17 protein-coding genes are annotated in these 21,521 nt (G+C 63.7%); 6 read left to right on the plus strand and 11 right to left on the minus strand.

The window, feature by feature from the left end; all coding sequences use genetic code 11:
• Positions 1 to 15: 15 nt before the first annotated feature.
• From JN279_RS30655 to JN279_RS30665, 3 genes are all read left to right on the plus strand, one after another.
• The gene (locus JN279_RS30655; RefSeq protein WP_202351036.1) at positions 16 to 1,395 is read left to right on the plus strand and encodes an aspartate aminotransferase family protein; all 1,380 of its coding nucleotides are present in this window, start codon (positions 16 to 18) and stop codon (positions 1,393 to 1,395) included.
• Between the two features lie 8 nt (positions 1,396 to 1,403).
• On the plus strand, positions 1,404 to 2,507 hold the full coding sequence (locus JN279_RS30660) for an alcohol dehydrogenase family protein (RefSeq protein ID WP_202351037.1): 1,104 nt from the start codon (positions 1,404 to 1,406) through the stop codon (positions 2,505 to 2,507).
• 139 nt (positions 2,508 to 2,646) lie between these two features.
• Positions 2,647 to 4,143 carry an HAL/PAL/TAL family ammonia-lyase gene (locus JN279_RS30665; protein ID WP_202351038.1) on the plus strand — a complete coding sequence of 499 codons (1,497 nt, stop codon included), beginning with the start codon at positions 2,647 to 2,649 and terminating at the stop codon, positions 4,141 to 4,143.
• Between the two features lie 54 nt (positions 4,144 to 4,197).
• On the opposite strand, the gene JN279_RS30670 is transcribed toward JN279_RS30665, so the two are convergent.
• A complete protein-coding gene (locus tag JN279_RS30670) occupies positions 4,198 to 5,637 on the minus strand; it encodes an NAD(P)-dependent oxidoreductase (protein WP_202351039.1) in 1,440 nt (479 codons plus the stop codon).
• A 217-nt stretch (positions 5,638 to 5,854) separates the two neighbouring features.
• Positions 5,855 to 7,201: an NAD(P)/FAD-dependent oxidoreductase gene (locus tag JN279_RS30675; protein ID WP_202351040.1), complete on the minus strand. Its 1,347-nt coding sequence runs from the start codon at positions 7,199 to 7,201 to the stop codon at positions 5,855 to 5,857.
• A 341-nt stretch (positions 7,202 to 7,542) separates the two neighbouring features.
• Between JN279_RS30675 and JN279_RS30680 the strand changes: the two genes are divergently transcribed.
• Together JN279_RS30680 and JN279_RS30685 are read left to right on the plus strand one after the other, a co-directional pair.
• The gene (locus tag JN279_RS30680; protein ID WP_446720372.1) at positions 7,543 to 9,426 is read left to right on the plus strand and encodes an ABC transporter ATP-binding protein; all 1,884 of its coding nucleotides are present in this window, start codon (positions 7,543 to 7,545) and stop codon (positions 9,424 to 9,426) included.
• Positions 9,423 to 11,318, plus strand: coding sequence for an ABC transporter ATP-binding protein (locus JN279_RS30685; RefSeq protein WP_202351042.1), 1,896 nt, complete (start codon positions 9,423 to 9,425; stop codon positions 11,316 to 11,318). Before JN279_RS30680 ends, JN279_RS30685 begins: the two co-directional genes overlap by 4 nt.
• 1,409 nt (positions 11,319 to 12,727) lie before the next feature.
• On the opposite strand, the gene JN279_RS30690 is transcribed toward JN279_RS30685, so the two are convergent.
• The 3 genes from JN279_RS30690 to JN279_RS30700 form a co-directional block, all read right to left on the minus strand.
• Positions 12,728 to 12,916 (minus strand): hypothetical protein, encoded by a 189-nt coding sequence (locus JN279_RS30690; RefSeq protein WP_095198984.1) that lies wholly within the window; start codon positions 12,914 to 12,916, stop codon positions 12,728 to 12,730.
• A 114-nt stretch (positions 12,917 to 13,030) separates the two neighbouring features.
• Entirely contained in the window at positions 13,031 to 13,222 is a 192-nt protein-coding gene (locus tag JN279_RS30695) for a LysR substrate-binding domain-containing protein (protein WP_096455387.1), read from the minus strand.
• A 3-nt stretch (positions 13,223 to 13,225) separates the two neighbouring features.
• Complete coding sequence (locus JN279_RS30700) at positions 13,226 to 14,671, minus strand: DHA2 family efflux MFS transporter permease subunit (protein ID WP_202351043.1); 1,446 nt, start codon at positions 14,669 to 14,671, stop codon at positions 13,226 to 13,228.
• A gap of 327 nt (positions 14,672 to 14,998) precedes the next feature.
• Here JN279_RS30700 and JN279_RS30705 point away from each other — a divergent pair, with 327 nt between their 5' ends.
• Positions 14,999 to 15,319, plus strand: a complete 321-nt coding sequence (locus tag JN279_RS30705; RefSeq protein ID WP_202351044.1) for a hypothetical protein — start codon at positions 14,999 to 15,001, stop codon at positions 15,317 to 15,319.
• Positions 15,320 to 15,421: 102 nt separating this feature from the next.
• Here JN279_RS30705 and JN279_RS30710 read toward each other — a convergent pair whose 3' ends face one another.
• The 6 genes from JN279_RS30710 to hisD form a co-directional block, all read right to left on the minus strand.
• A complete protein-coding gene (locus tag JN279_RS30710) occupies positions 15,422 to 16,204 on the minus strand; it encodes an ABC transporter ATP-binding protein (RefSeq protein WP_096458859.1) in 783 nt (260 codons plus the stop codon).
• Between the two features lie 10 nt (positions 16,205 to 16,214).
• Positions 16,215 to 17,078, minus strand: a complete 864-nt coding sequence (locus JN279_RS30715; protein ID WP_446720373.1) for an ABC transporter permease — start codon at positions 17,076 to 17,078, stop codon at positions 16,215 to 16,217.
• 28 nt (positions 17,079 to 17,106) lie between these two features.
• Positions 17,107 to 18,114 carry an ABC transporter substrate-binding protein gene (locus JN279_RS30720; protein ID WP_202353828.1) on the minus strand — a complete coding sequence of 336 codons (1,008 nt, stop codon included), beginning with the start codon at positions 18,112 to 18,114 and terminating at the stop codon, positions 17,107 to 17,109.
• Positions 18,115 to 18,363: 249 nt separating this feature from the next.
• A complete protein-coding gene (gene hutC, locus JN279_RS30725; RefSeq protein ID WP_202351045.1) occupies positions 18,364 to 19,095 on the minus strand; it encodes a histidine utilization repressor in 732 nt (243 codons plus the stop codon).
• A 31-nt stretch (positions 19,096 to 19,126) separates the two neighbouring features.
• Positions 19,127 to 20,152: a zinc-dependent alcohol dehydrogenase gene (locus JN279_RS30730; protein ID WP_202353829.1), complete on the minus strand. Its 1,026-nt coding sequence runs from the start codon at positions 20,150 to 20,152 to the stop codon at positions 19,127 to 19,129.
• Positions 20,153 to 20,167: 15 nt separating this feature from the next.
• Positions 20,168 to 21,490 (minus strand): histidinol dehydrogenase, encoded by a 1,323-nt coding sequence (gene hisD, locus JN279_RS30735; protein ID WP_202351046.1) that lies wholly within the window; start codon positions 21,488 to 21,490, stop codon positions 20,168 to 20,170.
• Positions 21,491 to 21,521: the final 31 nt, after the last annotated feature.

Here is a 21,521-nt window from a genome sequence, read left to right on the forward strand (position 1 = left end):
TCAAGGAGTCAAAAAATGCTCGACCAGTCCAACGAACTCGCCGCCTGGGATCGCGACCACTTCTTCCATCCCTCGACACATATGGGCACGCACGCGCGGGGTGAATCCCCGACCCGCATCATGGCTGGCGGCGAAGGCGTCACCGTCTGGGACAACAATGGCAGGAAGAGCATCGATGCCTTTGCCGGCCTCTATTGCGTCAATGTCGGCTATGGCCGCCAGAAAATATCAGATGCCATCGCCACCCAGGCGAAGAACCTCGCCTACTACCACGCCTATGTCGGCCACGGCACCGAGGCCTCGATCACGTTGGCTAAGATGATCATCGACCGCGCGCCCAAGGGCATGTCGAGGGTCTATTTCGGCCTCTCGGGCTCGGACGCCAACGAGACCAACATCAAGCTGATCTGGTACTACAACAATGTGCTGGGCCGGCCGGAGAAGAAGAAGATCATCTCGCGCTGGCGCGGCTATCACGGTTCGGGCGTCATGACCGGCTCGCTGACCGGGCTCGACCTGTTCCACAACGCTTTCGACCTGCCGCGCGCGCCGATCCTGCACACCGAGGCGCCGTACTATTTCCGCCGTGCCGACCGCTCGATGAGCGAGGAGCAATTCTCGCAGCATTGCGCCGACAAGCTCGAGGAGATGATCCTGGCCGAGGGGCCCGAAACCGTCGCCGCCTTCATCGGCGAGCCGATCCTCGGCACGGGCGGCATCGTGCCGCCGCCGGCCGGTTATTGGGAAAAGATCCAGGCGGTGCTGAAGAAGTATGACGTGCTGCTGGTCGCCGACGAGGTGGTGACGGGCTTCGGCCGGCTGGGCACGATGTTCGGTTCCGACCATTACGGCATCAAGCCGGACCTGATCACCATCGCCAAGGGGCTGACCTCGGCCTATGCGCCGCTGTCGGGCGTCATCGTCGCCGACAAGATGTGGCAGGTGCTGGTGCAGGGTTCCGACAAGCTCGGGTCGCTCGGTCATGGCTGGACCTATTCGGCGCATCCGATCTGCGTTGCCGCAGGCGTCGCCAATCTCGAACTGATCGACGAGATGGATTTGGTGACCAATGCCAGGGAGACCGGCGCCCATTTCCGCGCCGAGCTGGCCAAGGCGGTCGGCGGCCATAAGAATGTCGGCGACGTTCGCGGCGACGGCATGCTGGCGGCGGTCGAGTTCGTCGCCGACAAGGACGACCGGGTGTTCTTCGACGCTTCGCAGAAGATCGGGCCGCAAGTGGCGACAGCGCTTGCCGCAAGCGGCGTCATCGGCCGCGCCATGCCGCAGGGCGACATTCTGGGCTTCGCGCCGCCGCTTTGCCTGACGCGCGAGGAAGCCGACATCGTCGTTTCGAAGACGGCGGATGCGGTGAAAAGCGTGTTTGCCAATCTCTGAGATCGACGATGAATGCCATGACCAGAACCCTCCCCGCCACCATGGCCGCCGTGCTGCTCACCGGGCACGGCGGACCGGAAAAGCTCGTCTACCGCACCGATGTGAAAGTGCCCTTGCCCGCCCCAGGTGAAGTGCTGATCAAGGTCACCGCCTGCGGCATGAACAACACCGATGTCTGGGTCCGCCAGGGCGCCTATGGCACGGAAGAGGATGCCGCCGCCGTGTCGACCTGGCGACGCCAGGGCAACACGCTTGTTTTCCCGCGCATCCAGGGCACCGACACGGTTGGCCACGTTGTTGCCGTCGGCGACGGCGTTTCGCCGGATCGCATCGGCGAGCGGGTGATGGTCGATTTCTCCATCTACAACCGCGACGACGATTCACTCGCCGACATCGACTATATGGGCCATGGCCGCGACGGCGGTTATGCCGAGTATCAGGCGGTGCCGGCGCAGAATGCACATGTCGTCGACACGGATATGAGCGACGTCGAACTCGCCACCTTCTGCTGTGCCTATCTGACCGGCGAGCAGATGCTGGAACGCGCCGGCTTGAAGGCCGGCGAGCGCGTGCTGGTCACCGGCGCTTCGGGCGGCGTCGGCTCCGGCATCGTGCAATTGGCACGGGCGCGCGGCGCCATTCCCTATGCCGTCGTCGGCAAGGGCAAGGAACAAGCGGTGCTCGACATCGGCGCCGAAGCCGTCATCACCCGTGGCGTCACCGACCTGCCGCAGGCTGTGATCGAAGCGACCGGCGGCCAGCCGATCGACGTGGTGGCCGACCTCGTCGGCGGCGCGATCTTCAACGACCTGCTGCGGATTCTCAGGCCCGAAGGCCGCTACACCACCGCCGGCGCGATCGCCGGGCCGGTGGTGCAGCTCGATCTCAGGACCATGTACCTCAAGCAGCTGCAGCTGAATGGCTCGAGCCAGGGCACGCGCGCCGATTTCCGCCGCATCGTCGGCTACATCGAGGCGAAAAAGATCCGGCCGCTGGTCGGCGGTGTCTACAGGCTCTCCGATTTTCATCGCGCGCAGGCGGACTTCGTCGCCAAGGATTTCGTCGGCAAGCTGGTCGTGGTGCCCGACGCCATCGCGGAGCGGCCGGCATAGTCTCCTGACCCTCGCTCTGGCCGCCTTGTCGCCTCTGCCCCAATCGGAATGGCTTGCAGTCGCGTCTGCGAGCCGTCACAAACGGCGACGCCCGTTGTAGTGCTGGTCCGGGCCTCTGGTCACAGGATACAGGCGAGACATGACAGGCCGCATGATACTGCTCGATGCCAAGCCGCTCGGCGTGGCTGACGTCGCCGAGATCGCACGCCGCAACGCCCGGCTCATGCTGGGCGAGGAGGCGATGCGCCGCATCCGGGCAAGCCGCGCCCTGATCGAGCATCTCACCGGGCTTGGCAGACCGATGTATGGCGTCACCACGGGGCTCGGCGCCTGCGTCGACACGCCGCTCGCGCAGGCCGATCTGATCGCCTTCCAGCACAGCGTACCGCTCAGCCACAGCATGGGCATCGGACCGGCGCTGCCGACCGAGGCGGTGCGGGCGATGATGACCGCGCGCATCTCGGGCATGGCCGCCGGCGGTACCGGCACCTCCGAACGCGTGGTCATGGGGCTTGTGGCGGCGCTCAATGCCGGCGTGCATCCGGTGATCCCGACCTGGGGATCGATCGGCGCGGCCGACCTTGCCCATCTCGGCCATATGGCAAGGTCGTTGCGCGGCGATGGCGAGGCGGAGTTCCAGGGCAGGATCATGCCCTCCGCCGAGGCGCTCGCTCTGGCCGGGCTCGAGCCGCTCGATCTGCGCGAGAAGGACGGCCACGCCATTATCGTCGCCAACAGCCTGTCGACCGGAACGGCGTGCCTGTGCCTCGAGGACGTCGCCCATCTCATCGACTGGGCGCTGGCTGCTGTGGCGCTCAACTACGAGGCGTTTCGCTCCTCCCTCACGGCGATCGACGAGCAGGCGCTGGCCGCGCGGCCGGCCTTCGGCCAGCGCGAGATCGGCGCCAGGCTCCGCACGGAGCTGGCCGGTAGCGGTCTGTGGCAGGACAAGGCCGCGCGGCGTCTGCAGGATCCGCTCAGCTATCGCTGTGTGCCGCAGGTCTGGGGCGGCCTGCTCAATGCGTTCGAACAGGCAAGGCTAGCGACCGAGATCGAACTCACCCATTCCGGCGACAACCCCGTCATCCTGGCCGAGGGCGAACGGGTGATTTCCAACGGCAATTTCGACCTCACGGCGATGACGCTGGCCTTTGAACAGCTCGGCCAGGCGCTCGCGCATTGCGCGGTTGGCACCGCCAATCGCTGCATGAAGCTGATGTCGCCTGTTATCGCCGACCTGCCGCGGTTCCTGTCGGCCAGGGGCGGCAGCCGCCAGGGTTATGCGGAACTGCAGAAACCGCTTTCCGCGCTGGAGGCCGAAATCCGACATCTGGCCAATCCGATGTCGCTCAGCCCGCTCGCGGTTTCGGATGGCATCGAGGACCAGTCGTCGATGGCGCCCAGGGTGGTGGCCAAGACCACCGAGATCATCGAGCGCATGCGCTACCTCGTGGCGATGGAACTGATCTTCGCGGCGACCGGCGTGGAGTTGCGCGGTGTCGTCGACAGCATGGGCGAAGGACCGCAGCGCACCTTCGCCGCCGTGCGCGCGTTGGTCAGCCCGCTCGACGACGACCGCGAGATGAGTACGGACATGACACGGATGGCGCGGATGGTGGCGGGACCAAGATACTGAGCGAGCGCTCCTTCCACCTGCCGCGGGTTTAACCTCCACAGCGGCAGACCGATATTATTGGTAAGGCCCCCTGAGATTCAGCGTCTCGGCCAGAAGGCAAGAACGGTCGATCAGCCGGACCAGCTCCTCGCCCTGTTCGGCGACGATCGTGCCGCGCTCGGCGGGCGGCGTGTCGGCCAGAGCCTTCCACAACCGGCTTTGCCGATCGCAGACATCCGCCAGCTCGGAGCAGTCGTTGGCGGTCAATTTCAAAAGGTGATCCGCCGTCACCGGTCCTATGCCAGGGGGCGTCGTCGCGCCCAGGGAAAGAAAGCCCGGCGGCAAGGTGCCTTTGGCATTGGTCGCCGATTTGCGGCAGATGACATCGAACAGCTGGTCGACGGCCTGTTTGGCGCCGGCAACGCGAGAAGGATGGTCGGTATCAGCCGCGGCGTGCGGCAGAAGTTCGAGTTTGTCGCCATGCTTCCCGACGAGGTCGAGATAGGGCAGCATCGGACCGGAAAGAGCCCCGGTCGACGCATGCTTGAACAGGTCGGCGTCGATGGCGGCATGGCGCACCTGCCCCTCATCCAGTGCATCGCCAAGCGCCGCAACGTCGACAAGCTCGCCGCGATCGTAATTGACCAACACCGCGCCCTTGTTCATGCGCGACAGGACGTCCTTGCCGATGAGCCCGGCATTGGCGTAGCGGCCGGTCTGCGCGTCCTGCTTGCCGAGGCCGACATGGACGCTGAGCACATCGGCGCCTTCTGCCGCATCGATGAGGTCCGGCGCAAAGGCAAAGCCCTCGGCCTCTATCCAGTCGCGGTGCCGTGGCCTTGCATGGATCACCACGCGCATGCCGAAGGCGCGGGCGAGCTTGGCCACTTCCCTGCCGATATTGCCGTAGCCGATGATCGCGATGGTCTTGCCTTCGAGTTTTTCGGTCGGGAAATCACGCAGCTCCCTGCCGGTGTCGAAATCACCTCGCGCCACCCGCTCGTGAAGCCTGTCGACCGGAAGATCCGGCAGCACTTTCAGGATCGCCTTCATCACCATCTGCGCGGTGGCACGGCTGTTGATGCCGGGCGTGTTCATCAGCACCGCGCTGCCGCCCTCGCCACTGCCGCCGCCCCAGGAGCGCGAGCCCATGTTGCCGGTGCCGGCACCGATCCGCACGCCGGCCAGCGGAAAGACGGTCTCGGCGGGCAAGAAGGTCGCTGCCGCGATGACGGCATCATAGTGTCCGTCGCCCGCAGCTTGGATCAGCTCCTCGCTTGTGCTGAGGTCCGGCTGGTAGAAGAAATGCACCCGGCCATGTTCGAGGCCTGCTTTGTCGCCAAGCGCTGTTGCATGGAAGCGGCCGCCCTTGGCTTCGACATGGGCGCGCACTTCGCTCGGATCAGGCTTGCCGTCAGGCCCGAAGCGCAGGCCGACCAGATCACAGATCAGCACGGTGTAGACGCTTTGCGGATCGATCGGCTCCACAGCCTGTGCGCTGGTGTTTGCGGTCACGTCGTTTCCCTCATGCAAGAACAGCAGGCCTGCAGCGATAGCAGGTGTCCTGAATAATCAGAACCTATCCGCCCGGAAGGGCGTCAGATCGATCACCGGCGGCAAACCGTCGGCAAGTTGCGACACGATCTTGCCGGTGACGGCGCCGCCAATGAGGCCTTGGTGGCCGTGGCCAAAGGCGTAGATGACGTTCCTGGCCCGTGACGCCCGGCCTGATCTAGAGGCTGGGTCCCAGCTTGATCGGGCTGCCGTCGCTGAAGCGGGATTGACGGAACCTGTGAAGATCATGTCCGATCTCGTTTCCCTGGACGAGGTCGGACACGACGCGGCCCATTCCGGGGCCGATTCCGAAGCCGTGACCGCTCATTCCAGTGGCGATGACGAGCCCCGGAATTGCGGCGGCACGATCAACGACCGGCACGACATCCGGCATCGCATCGATCATGCCCGCCCAGCTCGCCTTGAGCGGCACCGTCTTGAACTGCGGGAAGAGTGCTGTGAATTCGCGGTCGATATCACGCAGCGCCGAGGCCTTGGGAGCAGGATTGAGGATGCGCATCCGTTCGAACGGGCTTTTCTCGTCCGCGTTCCACCTACGTGGGGTTGACCAGCTGTCCGGATAGCCGCGCGGCGCCGCCGGCAAATAGTGGGTACCAAATGGGTTGGCCATCAGGGCGGGAACATATTTGCGCGCGTGACGAAAAGCATCAGGCCCGACATACAGCTGATTGGAGCCTCCCGATGCCAGCGTATAGCCGCCATCCTGCCTGCGCCGGAAAGCGATATGTTCGTCGGCGACGGCACCCGAATGGATTTCGGGCATAGGTCCGGTCGCGGCGACGGTCGCCCTGACGCTGAGCTGCGGGATGGAAACGCCGTGGGCGCGCAGGAACAGCGACGTCCACGCACCACTCGCCACGACGACGCTAGAGGTGGCGATACGGCCCTGCTCGGTCCAGACCCCGCTGATGCGTCCAGCCGATATGTCGAGCATGCGCGCCGCACAATTCTCGATGATCGTGACGCCTTCCCGGGCGGCCAGGCGAGCAAGCGCGGGGACCGCGACCCAGGGTTCGGCGCGCATGTCTGATGGGGTGGTCATCGCGCCCTTGAAGGAGCGCGACATGGCCGGGATAAACCTGGCTGTCTCTGCCTGGTCGAGGAGACGCGTGTCGACGCCGTGGATCTCGGCTACTTCCAAGAACTTGGCGAAGCAGGCCATCTCCTTGTCGGTTCGCGCAAGATAGGTGACGCCGGTCTGCTTCAGTCCGATGTCCTCGCCACACTCCTCGGCCAGTTGCCGCCAGAGGCGTTGCGCTTCGATGACAACAGGCAGTTCAGCGGCATCGCGACCCTGCTGCCGGATCCAGCCCCAGTTCCGCGACGACTGCTCGCCGGCGATGCGGCCCTTTTCCAGCAATGTCACCGAAATGTGGCGTCGCGCCAGGAACAAAGCCGTGGTCACGCCGATGACGCCACCGCCGATGACCACAACCTCGCAAGCCTTCGGCAACGGCGCTTGAAACTGGATCGGCATGGCTTCGGTGAAGGGAAAACTTGTCAAGGAAGACGGCCCTCTTGGTATTCACGGCGGTACCGGCCCTCGCTGCCGGACCGGCCGCTTACGAGGAATCTCGGCGATGCGTGACAGAACTGATAGTCCGTCAAGGCTGGTTCGAGCTGGAGAATCTGCGCGTCAATGCGATGGAATTGTTTATGCCAGCGAATGTCGCCTCGACACATGCCATGATCTATGGCTGCAAGGCCACCAGCATCCGGCAGCGACCGACGGCGGCACCGCCCGTCAGGCACAGTGCGATGGCGCCATTGGCCCCTTGAAGGGTCAAGTCGGACACGCGTAACATCGCGCCATCAGAACTGAGTCTGCTTCATTCGTCCGGGCTAATGTCCGGATTGGACTGGATATTTTCCTTGCCCACGGATGCAACCAGCGGCGCGGCGAAGCGCGGCAAATCGTTTGCCCATGTGGCGGAAGCCTCCTGGGGCAAGGGCCTCAGCACCTTGCTGCGGATCGTGCGCATGACGCTGCGCCATCCCTGGCAGGTCGCCATCACCCTGGTCTCGACCTTCATCGCCGCGACGCTGCAGCTTTTCATTCCGCGTCTGCTGGGGCGCGCCATCGACCAGGCGCAAGGCGTCATGGCCGGGAGTGGCGGCGCCGTCGCGGAGCAAGCACTTTGGCACACCGCGCTGACGCTGCTGGTCGTTAGCATCCTGCGCGGTCTCTTCACCATGGCGCAGAACTATTATGGCGAGGCCGTCGGTCATCAGACGGGCTATGAATTGCGGCTGGCCTTTTACGAGAAGATCCAGCGCCTGAGTTTTTCCTACCACGACAAGGTCCATACCGGCGATTTGATCACGCTCGGGCTGCTCGATCTCGACGGCGTGCGCATGTTCTTCGCCACCGGCATCCTGCGCGTGGTCCTGCTCGGCGTGCTGATCGGCGTCGGCGCCTATCTCTTGATCAGCACCGACCTCGTGCTCGGGCTGCTCAGCCTCAGCTTCGTGCCGTTCGTTGCCTGGCGCTCGTCGGTGACCCAGCTCAGGCTGCGCAGCACCTGGCTGACGCTGCAGGAGCGGCTGTCGGTGCTGAGCCGGGTGATGGACGAGAATCTCGGCGGCATCCGCGTCGTGCGCGCCTTCGCGGCGCAGCGGCATGAGCTCAAAAAATTCGACCGCGCAAAGCAGGCTGCCCTGGAGCTGGCCAATGAGCGCGTCGACATCCGCGTCTCCAACACCAGCGCCATGAACTTCTCCTTCCTGGCGGCCATGGGGCTGGTGCTGTGGTTCGGCGGCCAGAAGGTGATCGCGGGCCAGATCAGTGTCGGCACGCTGGCGCAGTTCCTCACCTTCATGACCATCCTGCAGATGCCGGTGCGCCAGCTCGGCCTGATGGTCAATTCGTTCGCGCGCGCCTCGACCTGCGGCACGCGGCTGTTCGAACTGCTCGACACCGAACTCGATATCGAGGATGCCCCCGATGCCAGGGATCTCGTCATCACCGAGGGCGTGCTGCGCTTCGACGATGTCGGCTTCCGCTATGCGGGCACGGGCGATCGTCCGACCCTGTCCGGCATCTCCTTCGAGGCCAAGCCCGGCGAGACGATCGGCATTGTCGGCCCGCCGGGCAGCGGCAAGTCGACGATCGCGCATCTGATCCCGCGCTTCTACGACGTGACCTCGGGCGCGATCACCATCGACGGCCAGGACATCCGGGAGGTGACGCTGCAATCGCTGCGCAAGGTGGTCGGCGTCGTGCAGCAGGATGCGTTCCTGTTCACCACCTCGATCGAGAACAACATCGCCTATGGCAATCCCTGGGCGCGCGAGACCCGCATCGGACAGGCCGCCGAGTATGCCCAGTTGCATAACTATATTATCGGCCTTCCGGCCGGCTACACCACGGTCGTCGGCGAACGCGGCGCGTCGCTGTCCGGTGGCCAGCGGCAGCGCCTGACCATTGCGCGCAGCCTGATGCTGCGGCCATCGGTTCTGGTCTTCGACGATTCCACCGCCGCCATCGACGCCGGCACCGAGCAGCGCATCCGCGCGGCGATGAAGCGCTTCGCCAGGGATCGCGTGACGCTGATCATCTCGCACCGGCTGAGCTCGCTGATGCATGCCGACCAGATCCTGTTCGTCGAAGGCGGCCGCATCGTCGAGCGCGGCACGCACGAGGAGCTGCTGGCGCTGGGCGGGCGCTACCGCGCGCTTTACGACCTGCAGCTGCGGCCGGACGACGACCGGCTCGAGGGAGCCGCATGACGTCGACGCAGGACGATGACGAGAAGGACGACAAAAGCGGGCGGCCGACAAAGGCGGTCGTCGGCTCGCATCGTGACGAGGAAGAGGTTTTCGGCAAGGCCTATGATCCGCGTATCATCAGGCGCATCTGGGGCTTCGTCAGACCGTATCAGGGCCGGATTTTCATCTCGGTCGCGGCGGTGCTGGTGTTCACGCTGACGCAGCTGGCGATCCCACTGGTCATCCGTTACGCCATCGACCACGGCATGGCTCCGGGCAGGCTCGACCGTTCGGTGATGATCTGGGCAACCGGCACCTTCGCGGTGATCATCCTGATCAACTATGCCGCCAGCCATGTGCAGGAAAGCGTCGTCGGCAAGGTGGCCGAGAATGTGCTGTCCGACCTGCGCCGCGCCATGTTCAGCCATCTGCAGCGCGTGTCCCTGAGTTTCATGGACAAGACTGAGGTCGGCCGGCTGATGTCGCGCCTGCAGGGCGACGTCAATTCGATGCAGGAGTTCCTCGAAACGTCAGTCATGTCGGTGGGCGACATCGTGCTGCTGTTCGGCATCGTGACCGTCCTTTTGTGGCTCGATTGCCGGCTCGGACTGCTGACGCTGTCGACCATGCCGATGCTGTTCATCGTGCGCCTGCTCTGGCTGCCGCGCGCCAAGGTTGCCTTCATGGCCGCGCATGAGACAAATTCCATCGCCAACGGCGCGCTTGCCGAAGGCATCCATGGCGTGCGCACCGTGCAGAGCCTGGAGCGCCAGCATGTCAATTTCGACCTCTACGACGAGAAAGTGCTGGCCAACCTCAACGCCCATCTGCGATCCGCGAGATACGCGCAGGTGATGGTGCCGATCGTCGACACGCTGACCGGCATCGCCATGGCGACGGTCATCGTCGTCGGTGGTTCGATGGTGCTGTCGCACAGCCTCGACGTCGGCGTCATGGTGGCGTTCCTGTTCTACATCCAGCGCTTCTTCGACCCGATCCGCTCGCTCACCATGCAGTACAGCGTCATGCAGCGCGCCATGGCCTCGGGCCAGCGCATCTCCGAAGTGCTCGACGTGCCTGTGGATGTCAGCGACAAGGACAATGCGGTGGCGCTGTCGCGCGACACGGACGGCTCGGTCGAGTTCAGGAACGTCACCTTCGGCTACCGGCCGAACCAGCCGGTGCTGAAGAACATCTCCTTCCGCGTCAACCCGGGCGAGACGGTCGCCCTTGTCGGCCCGACGGGGTCGGGCAAGTCGAGTTCGATGGCGCTGGTGCACCGCTTCTACGATGTCTGGTCGGGTGAGGTCCTGGTCGACGGCCATGATGTGCGCGACCTGACGCAGGATTCGCTCGGCGATCAGGTGGCCATGGTGCTGCAGGAGCCGTTCCTGTTCTCTGGCACGGTGCTGGAAAACATCCGCTACCACAAGACCGGCGCCAGCCGCGAGGAGGTGGTGCGCGCGGCACAGGCCGTCGGCGCACATGACTTCATCGAGCAGTTGCCCGATGGCTACGACACTGAACTCGAGCAGCGCGGCGGCAACCTCTCGCTCGGCCAGCGCCAGCTGATCAGTTTTGCGCGCGCGCTGGTGGCCGATGCCAAGATCCTGGTGCTCGACGAAGCCACGGCCAGCATCGATTCCTACACCGAGATGCTGATCCAGAAGGCGCTGATCAAACTGTTGGAGGGCCGCACCGGGCTGGTCATCGCCCATCGGCTCGCCACCATCCGCGGCGCCGACCGCATCATCGTGCTGCAGAATGGCGAGATCGTCGAAAGCGGCAACCACGAACAGCTGATGCAGAGGAAAGGCCTCTACGCCCGCCTCTACAACATGAACTACGCTTCGTTCGACGACATTTCGCAGGAAGAGATGGGAATTGACGCGGCGGTCGGCAAAGCGACGTGAATGGTGCCGTTCCAGCGATCGGAACCTTCGCCTGTCGTCGAAGGTTGATGTACCAGATTGGGCGGGCGGAAGGGCCGAAGCTTAGCCATCCGTCATGCGAGGCACAAATGGCCCACACCAACGGGGGCATACCCCAAGACGAGCCTTATGGAGCAACCCACTTTGCAAAGAAGCACGGTCTAACGCTCAGAGACGCCAAGTTCATCATTGCCGCGAATGGACCATCGCGAAGGACGTGTGATGCGGCAGCTGCTGCATTCGCGCGGAACAAAGCCGCGAGGTTCAGGAAGTGGCTTCGATGATTGTGCCAAGACCGATGCATCGGCTTTGGCACCCTGCGTCCAGGATCAGCTATTCCCTCGAAGACGCAGATGCTGCCGACGCTCATGCAAGGCGATGAGCTCTGTCAGCGCCAAGTTTAGATTCTGGGCGGCTGTGTCGCACCTGACACGTGAAGGGCCGAAGTCCTTGGTGATCCGCCGTGCCTGGGCCTGCGTGATCCCGTGCTTCCTGGCGAAATAGGCCGTTTCATAGGGTTTTTGCACAGCCGGTTAGCGCCATCTTTTCTTGTTTTCGACCGGTAGAGGACGAACAGCCCCGGGCGAAAACGTGGATGTAGTAAAAGGATCCGGCTTGTGAGTGGGATGCCCATATCCAAATCGACCGCCGAAATCTCCTTCAGCATCCTGGTATTGGGATGGCAATTCGGGCGGCGTGCGCACCGCATCGGTGTGGTCGTGATCTTCCGTTGTGAGCGGGCCAGGTCTTTTCATGCAGCTAAAGAAATCGTCAGGCCAGTTGGTTCCTTGGTGGACCCGGACATGGTTTCCGAAACCTTTCCAGCCGAGATGCGAGGCCAGCGGTTCGTTGGGCGGCGGTTCATGCCTTGCGTCCATTGGAACAAGAATGCCGTGCGGAACGTTGGTGGATGTCAAAGTAACAGGAACAATCATGCCCCACAGGGCAAGAGCGGTGAACGGCCAACTCGGCCGGGCGCGCTCAGGAGGCGCATATGGATATCACCACAATCCTGGTCATAGTTCTTATTGTTCTCGTGCTGGGCGGTGGCGGATTTTACGGTCGCGGACGCTGGTACTAAGGTTCCGTAAGTGGATAACCAGCACAACGGCTCGCTGGCTTCTTGCGTACCTCTGTCGCTTGTTCTTGCGGTCCTTTTGGCCGACTTCGTCGTCGCCTGATCCGAGGTAGTCAGTAAGTAATCCTTCGAGGCTTTCAAGAGTTGTAGGTTGGCAGTGCTACTGCTCGATCGGGATCCCTGCCCCAAGGGCCCGCGTCCTCCGCCAAAGGCGCGGGCTTTTACGTTTTATCCTCGAACCAGACCTGATCTGCTCTACCGGTTGAAGGACGATCCTTTCGACCTGTAGCCACTGAGGCACTGCGGCGACGACCTAGCCGGCTCCTGCTTGACTGAATACAACCGTGCCATCGTCCTTGCGAACTTCCACCGCTACGATCCCGTCTTTCTGCTTTCGAGCAAGAAATGTCGCCATCGCGTGATCTCTTGCGGCTTTCTCGGCATCGAAGGGCGTCTTTTCAACGATGCCCTCTTTCCCGTACCAAATTACCATATAGGCCATCGCTGAGACTCCCTCTGCAGGCGCTTCGAAGCTTTCCGGTTGTCAATCCAGTACGAATGCCTGACAAGCTGAAGGCGGGTCACCCAGTCCGTACCGGCGCGAAGCCGCAGTAGGCTATAGCCGCTCCACCAGAAAATCGATCATCGCCCGGACCTTCGCCGGCTGCCATCGCGCCCGGGCAAACAGCGCGTAAGCATGCATGGGGCTGGTAGGAGGGTCGAGCTTGAGAGCGACGAGCGCACCGCTGCGCAGATCGTCGTCAACGACGAGAAAGCCGGGCGCCGCGACATGTTTCGGTGCCGGCAGAGCCTATTTGCCAGATCCCCTGACGTGGCCGCTGACCTGCACGCCGTCCTCGGCGCGCAGGTACAGAAAGCCGGGAATGGAGATCAGCGGGATGATCGCGGTCAGCAGGAACACCTGGTGAAAGCGTTTCGGCGTGAGCACATGGGTCTCCCCTGCGATCAGGCCCAGCAGCATGGCGGCGATCGAGACGCCGAGCGACACGCTGAGCTGCTGCAGCACGCCGCCAAGGCTGGTGGCGCGGCTGAGCTTGTCCGCCGGCAGGTCGGCATAGGACAAGGTGTTGGAGGTCATGAACTGCGCCGAGCGGACGATGCCGAACAGGAAGACATAGACGCCGATCATCCAATGCGGTGTGTCGGGCTCCATGAGGGCGAAACCCGCCACGGTGGCGGAGCCGATGACGGCGCTGCCGATCAGCACGACACTGAAGCCGAAGCGCCGCAGCAGCGGTGACAGCAGCGGCCGCATGAGCAAGGCGCCGAAGCTGCCGACGAATGTCAGCGACCCCGAAGTGACCGGGCTCATGCGGAAGCCAACCTGCAGCATCAGCGGCAGCAGGAACGGCACGCCGTTGAGGCCGACGCGGCACAGGCCGCCGGCAAGCGTGCCTACCCAGAAGGAGCGAAACCGGAACAGCGTCAGGTCGACGGCCGGCGCCGCAACACGGCGCGCATAGCGCCCGAAGGCGAGCAGCAGCAGGACGGCGGCAGCCAGCACCAGCACTGTGGCTGAAACGGGAATGATCGGCCGGCCGATATTTTCCAGCCCGAATTGCAGCAGCGCCACGCCGCATCCCACCATCAGGAACCCCGCGAAGTCGAAGCGCTGCACGGCTTCCTCGTGGAAATCGTCGACGAAGCGCAGTGCCGCCAGAATGCCGAGGCAGCCGAACGGCACGTTGACGTAGAATATCCAGCGCCATGAAGCGTAGGTGGTGAGCAGGCCGCCGAGCAGCGGCCCGATGACCGGTCCCATGATCGCCGGCAAGGTCATGTAGGTCATGGCCGTGATCAACCCGCTGCGCGGAAAGCTGCGTAGCAGGATCAGCCGCCCAACCGGCGTCATCATGGCACCGCCCAGCCCCTGCAGCGTGCGCATGGCCAGCAGCATGGTGAAACTGTTGGCCACGCCGCATAGCGCCGAGCCGAGCGTGAAGGTGAAGAGCGCCAGCGCGAACACCTTTCGCGCGCCTAACCTGTCTGCGAACCAGCCGCTGACGGGAATGAACACGGCGAGCGTCAGGATGTAAGTGGTGATCGCAAGGTTCAGCCGGACCGGCGTCGTGTCGAGGCTGTGCGCGATCGCCGGGATGGCGGTGGTGATGATGGTGGAATCGAGCTGCTCCATCAGAAAGGCGATGGCGACGATAACAGGGATGATCAGCCTCAGCCTCGGATCACGCTCGGTGGCAAATTGAGGCTGTTCCAATGCTACGGCCAATTCCGTCATGCGGGCGGCTTATAGTCTCTGGCCAAAGTGGCGCATCCCAGTTCAAGGGCAAGATTGCCCTACGTGCCAGCCGGAGCCTGATCGCACGGCCGTCTTATGATCCGCCAAATAGGTCGGGGGTAGTCCTTTCCACCCTGTTGTAAGTCAACAAATCTTGACCGGCGCCGTGAGTGGACTGGGACGCCGGCCATTCAGGCCAAGTGTCACGAGATGGCCTGAAGAAACCGCACAGCTCAGCGAGTTGCCCGTCCCGATTTCGTGAAGGAACGTGTCCGGCAAGGGACCGCTTTCCTTCCCATATCTCTGGAACGGAAAGGAGACATTCCCATGAAAAGACAACTCGTATTCATCAGCTCCATCCTGCTGACCTTGGCCACCAGCGCGATCCCGTTTGCCACCGTCGCCGATGCCGCCGTCATCAGGCACCATTTTGTCCAACTCACCGCTGCTCATGGCGGCCATGCGAACGGTGGACATGGAGGCCACGGCGGCTGGGTTGGCGGCGGTTGGACTGCCGAGAATTCGGCCACCGACAATGGCCGGATGGACAACTACTACAATGGCTACGGCAGTTACCGTGGCGACGTCGGCGACTTCTGCGGAACCATCGCCTGGACGCTCGACCTGTGCGGTCCTCACGGCCCCTGATTGCTGACCACGCCGCCGGCCCGCACAGGACAGCCGGCCCGGATGTTCCGGGACGGCTGCCTCGTCATTCCGCGCAATGCAGGAGGAGGCCCCGCTCGGATGCTACGCCATTTCGGGGCGTCTTGACGCTTCGCGGATCGCCTTGTGCACACCGCGCTGCAAATCCATGAAGGCCGGGGTTTCCATCACCTCTTCCCGGCGCGGGCGCTCGATATCGACATTGAAGGTCTGCATGATGCGTCCCGGACCGATCCCCATGACGACGATGCGGTCCGACAGATAGACCGCCTCCTCCACATCATGCGTGACGAACAGCACGGTCAGCCTGTGCTCTTCCCAGATCTGGGTCAGCAGCTCCTGCATCTGATGCCGGGTCAAGGCATCGAGCGCGCCGAACGGCTCGTCCATCAGCAGCATCTTGGGCCGATAAGACAGCGCACGCGCTATGGCGACGCGCTGTTTCATGCCGCCCGACAGTTCGGACGGAAAGCGGTCGGCGCTTTGCGACAGCTTGACGAGATCGAGATGCTCGAGTGCGATCTCGCGGCAGGCCGTGCGATCGTAGCCGGCGGCCTTGAGGGCAAACTCGATGTTCTGCCGTGCCGTCAGCCACGGAAGCAGCGTGTAGGACTGGAAGACGACGCCACGGTCGAGACCCGGCTCCAGGATCGGCGCGCCGTCGATGCTGAGATCGCCGGCGTCGAAATCCTGCAGTCCGGCAACGATCGACAAGAGCGTGCTCTTGCCGCAGCCCGACGTGCCGACGAGCGAGACGAACTCATTGTCGGCAAGATCGAGATTGATGTCGCGCAGCACCTCCGTGCGCCGGTCGCCGGTGCCGAAGCTCTTGTCGAGACCGGCAATGCGCAATTTGGGAACAGTCATCGGCGGTTCCTCATTGCGAATGGCCATCCTGCCGGAACAGGACCTTTTCCAGGGCCTTCATGACCTGGTCGGTGATGAGGCCGAGCACGCCCAGCAGCAGGATGTAGCCGATGATGGTGTTGGTCTGGAAATAGCGCTGCGACACGGTGATGCGATAGCCCAAGCCGGACGTTGCCGCGACGAGCTCGGCCAGCACCAGCCAGGTCCATGCCCAGCCGAGGCTGATGCGCAGCGTGTCCCAGATGCCCGGCAGGGCGCTGGGCACGACGATGCGCGTCAGGATCTTGCGGTCCGGCAGGCCGAGCGTGCGGCCAAGGCCGATGAAATCGGCGGGAACCCGTTTCACATTGTCCATGATCATCAGCACCTGCTGGAAGAAGGTGCCGATGAAGATGATCAGGAATTTCTGGGTATCGCCGGTGCCGGCCCACAGGATGGAGAGCGGCACGAAAGCGACAACCGGCATGTAGCGGATGAAATCCACCAGCGGCTCGATGGCCGCTTCCCAGGAGCGGAAACTGCCGATCAGCACGCCGATCGGGATGGACAGGGCCGAGGCGATGAGGAAGCCGATGGAAATGCGATACGCCGAGGCGCTGAGATCCACCCACAACGTGCCGTCGGTGGCGAGCTTGGCGATCTGGGTGGCGACGCTGCCTGGCGACGGCAGGAAGATGGGTTTTACCCATTCCAGCCCGGTCGCCGCCCACCAGGCAAGGCCAAGCCCGACAAAGACGGTCACCGCGATCATCAGGAAACGCGACCTGGCGATGGGCACGCCGATCCCCGAGGATCGGCGGCGCCTGGCCTGTCTCGTGGCCGCCGCTGGCGCGGGGCGCACAGCGCCGGTTTTCGCGGGGGGCTCCGCGGACATCTGCGTTACCACCGCGATCCAGGCTTTGTCATTCCGCTGCCTTGACGAAAGACGGGTCGATCATCTGTTCCGGTGTCACATCAGCCTGCAGCAGCTTGGCGTTCTTGGCGGCCGCTTCGACATCGGCGAATGTCTTGGTGGTGAAATCGCCGGTCAGCGCCGTCTTGTTTTCAGCGAGCGAATAGTAGCGCACGCCGTCGAAGGCAGTGTTCAGGTCCTTGACGTCGGAACCGACGGCCTTGGCGATGATGGCGCGGCCGCCGGGCGTGTCGGCAGTATAATCTTTCAGTGCGGCATCCCAGCTCTTGATCATCGCCAGCACCTGGCCCGGCCGCGACTTGATCACCTCGTCGCGCACCACCAGCACGTCGCTGATCAGGCCGGGATCCTCGCCGGCGGTGAATAGCAGCTTGACGTCCTTGTTCTGCGCCATGGCGACGGTGAGGTACGGTTCGTAAGTGACCGCGACCGGCACCTGACCCGCGATCAGCGCGCCGCCGGCGTCGGACGCCGGCATCGGAACGGCTTTCACATCGTCGATCGACATGCCGTTCTTGGCGAGCGCGTATTTGAGCAGGATGTCGCTCGTCGTGCCTTCCTCGAAGGCGACCTGTTTGCCCTTGAGGTCGGCGATGGAGGTGACGTCCTTGCCGGCGATGATGGCATCGGCCGTCATCGAGACATCGAGCAGCAGCACGATCTTCACCGGCAGGCCGGCGGCGACCATGCCCATCGCCGTGTGGGTGGCGATGTTGGCGGCGTCGAGCTGGCCGCTGGCCAAAGCGGCGTTGATGTCCTTGTCCTCGGCGAAATTGACGATCTGGACATCCGACAGGCCATTTGCCTTGAACAGGCCCTTGGCGTCGGCGACATGCCACTGGCCATAGCCAAGCCAGGGCTCGATGCCGATCTTGAACGATCCTGCCTCGGGCGTCGTGGGAATGGCCGCATCGGCCGCGTGGGCCGCTGGCGCGGCGGCGAGCCCGATGGCGGCGGCCATCATGAGCGCGCGAAATTGTCCTGCTAGGTTACGCATCATCTCGTTCCCCTTGATGATCAGACCGCTTTTTTTACCCAGGCATCCGGTCTGGTGAGACTGCGGGTTTCTGCTCTCGCGGCACTGTGCCCCGGCGTCTTGCCCACCACTTCATGGTGAAGTGCAGGGATATTTCAGCGTCAGCAGAAGCGGATGTCAAGGCTAAAATACATACATGCATATACAAGTTAGAGTGACTCAATTTTCCCGCTGGTCCGGTGCATCAGCCTGCCTCCATCTGTGTTGCCGTCAGTTGGTCCTGGAAGGGGAATAGCGGCTGCCGAGCGAATAGCGGCTGCCGACATAGGTCAGCTTGCTGATGGTGGCGACGATCGCGCCCGTCCATGTGCGACGGTGCAGAAACAGGCAGCAGCTGCCGACATCGATGTTCAGATGCCGCGCCGTCTCGGCATCGGCCGGGATCGCGGAGATGATGTGCTCGACCTCGGTCACCGGGGTCTTCTGCATGAGGTAGTCATAGGTCGCCGTCTTCGAAAAATCCTGCTTGTCGTAGTCGGGGATCAGGCTCGGATTGACGAAGCGCTCTTCCAGCTGCACCGGCAAATCGTTCTCGAAATTGACGACGACGGAATGATAGATCGAGACACGCTTTGGGAACTCGAACGACAGTGCAAGCTCCTTCGTCGGCGTGATGGTTTCCAGCACGAGGACTTCGGAGCGATGCCGGTTGCCACGCTCGACGATCTCGGCCGCGATGTTGTTGATCTCGATCAGCGTCGATTGCGGCCGGGGCGGCGCGATGAAGGTGCCGACACCTTGCAACCGGATCAGGAACCCCGCCGCGGTCAGCTCCCGCAAGGCCCGGTGGACCGTCATGCGCGAGACACCCAGCGAAACCACCAGCTCGTTCTCGGACGGCAGCTTGCGATCCTTGCCCCACCGGCCCGTTCCGATGTTGGCCAGGATGTAGTCCTTCACCTTCTCGTAAAGGGGGCTCGCCGTATCGGGCAAATCGATCATTTCAAAATCCTTTCCGGCAATTTATCGGAAATCACGCCGGCTCAACAGGTTGCCGCATGCGGATGATTGTTTTCAAGCCGTCGCTCTCGCCCGCCAACAACCGCTCATAGGCTGCCGGTATCTCGTCCAGGCTGATCTCGCGATCGATCAGGGCGAGCAGCGGGTCGCTCAATTCACCTAGCATCCGCACCGCGTCAGGTAGTTCGTCGGCGAAGGCATGGCACCCCAGCAGCGCGATCTCGCGTTCGACCAGAAGGTTGGGGTCGATGTCGAGACGGCCATGGAAGATGCCGACCATCGCCACCGCGCTGCCGGAATCGAGAACGCCGAGCAATTGAGTGAATGCCGCGATGCTGCCGGTCGCCTCGACGGCGGCCAGCAGCGGGGCATTGGCGGTCGCAGCGGCAATGGCATCGCGATCCAGGTCGACGATTGTTGCGCCGGTCACCCCTGCCACGCGGGCAGAGCGCGCCGGGTTGCGGTCGGCAACAAGCACGGTGCCAGGGAAAGTCCGAGAGAGCAGCAGCGCGGCGAGACCACCGATCGGCCCGCAGCCGACGACAAGCACCGAGCCTGCCGTCTTCGGCAGACGCCGCACCGCATGCAGCGCCACGCTGAGCGGCTCGGCCATGGCGGCGACCCGCTCATCAAGCGTGGCATCGACGACATGCAGCAGGCGCGCGGGCAACACCGCCTGTTCGGCGAAGCCGCCGTCGCAGACTTCGCCGACGAAGCCCAGCGAAGCGCAGAGATGGCGCCTGCCCGCACGGCATTGCGCGCACGCCCCGCACCAGAAACGGGAATCGGCAACCACCCTGTCGCCGACGGCGACGGTGTCGACGTCCTCACCAAGCGCGATCACCGTGCCCGTCAGTTCATGGCCGGCCGTCGAAGGCGAGCGGCTTATCCACTGGCCGGTGCGGAAATTGTGCAAGTCCGAACCGCAAATGCCGGCGGCGTCGACCCTGAGCTTCACCCAGCCGGCTTCCAGAATGCCGGGTTCGGCGATGTCCTCCACGCGCAGATCGCCGGGTCCATAGAGCCGTGCCGCCTTCATCATCATCGTCTCCGTTCAGCCGGCGAGATAGCCGTCGCGGATCTCCGAGACCGCGTTCTCATGCGAGCTGAAGCCCTCGTAGCGGGCGAGCCTGCGAGCATGTTTCGCCAGTTCCGGATAGGCGGCCGAGGTGACATAGCCGACCGACGAGCGCTTGACGAAATCCGTCACCGAAAGCGGTCCATAGGTGCGTGCCCAGCGGCTGGTCGGCAGCACCGCATTCGGTCCGAGAACGAAGTTGGCAAGCGTCACCGGCGTATGCGGCCCCATCAGGATTTCGGCCGCCTCGGTGATGTGTCCGAGATGCGCGAACGGCTCCTTCGACAGGATCTCCAGATGTTCGGGCGCATAGTCGTTGATGAAGCGGTAGCTGTCTTCCAGCGATGCGGTCAGCACAATGCCGCCGCGCTTTCCCGTCAGCACCGCGCGCGAGAATTCCACGCGCTGTTCGGTCATCCGCGACCAGTGCTCAGGAAGTGCCGCGAGAGCTGCCTCGGCGACCTTGCGGCTGTGCGTCACCAGATAGGCCGAGGAATCCGGCCCGTGCTCGGCCTCGATCAAAAGGTCGAGCGCGGCAAGGCCGCCGTCAACGCTGTCATCGGCAAAGATGATGGCTTCCGACGGACCGGCCGGAAGACCCGTGTTGATGATCGACGACAGCACACTTTTGGCCGCCACCACCCATGGGCTGCCGGGGCCAACGATCTTGAGCGCGGGCTTCACCGTTTCGGTGCCATAGGCGACGGCGGCGACGGCCTGGGCGCCGCCGCATTTGTAGACGGTGTGCACGCCGGCGAGGCGCGCGGCGACCAGGGTCGCCGCATCCACCGAACCGTCCGATGTCGGCGGCGTCACGATGGCGATCTGCGGCACCCCGGCAATGACTGCCGGAACCGACGTCATCATCGTCACCGACGGGAACGCGCCCTTGCCGCGCGGCACATAAAGCGCGACCGAAGCGATCGGCGTATACCGGTCGCCGGCATAGGCGCCCGGGCGGACCTCCTTGAGCCACATCGTTTCCGGCTTCTGCTCCTCATGGAAACGCCTGATGTTGTCGATGCCGAAGCTGATGCTTTCCACGACATCCTTCTCGACCTTGTCGAAGGCCGCGTCGAACTCCGCTTCCGAGACCTTCAGCCCGCCTTCGGCGACATTGGCCTTGTCAAGTTCCCTGGCAAAGCGGATCAGCGCAGCGTCGCCCTCGTCCTTGACGGCCTGGATGATCGGGCGGACCTTTTCGACGAAGACCGACAGATCGCTCTCGGCGCGTTTCAGCAGGCTGGCCCGCTGGGTGGCATCGAGGGATGACAGATCATGGAAGCTGATGTCGGACATGGGTATTCCTCTTTGTTGGAACGCAATGTGC

The sequence above is a fragment of the Mesorhizobium sp. 113-1-2 genome (assembly GCF_016756475.1).
In the GTDB taxonomy this organism is placed as follows: domain Bacteria; phylum Pseudomonadota; class Alphaproteobacteria; order Rhizobiales; family Rhizobiaceae; genus Mesorhizobium; species Mesorhizobium loti_C.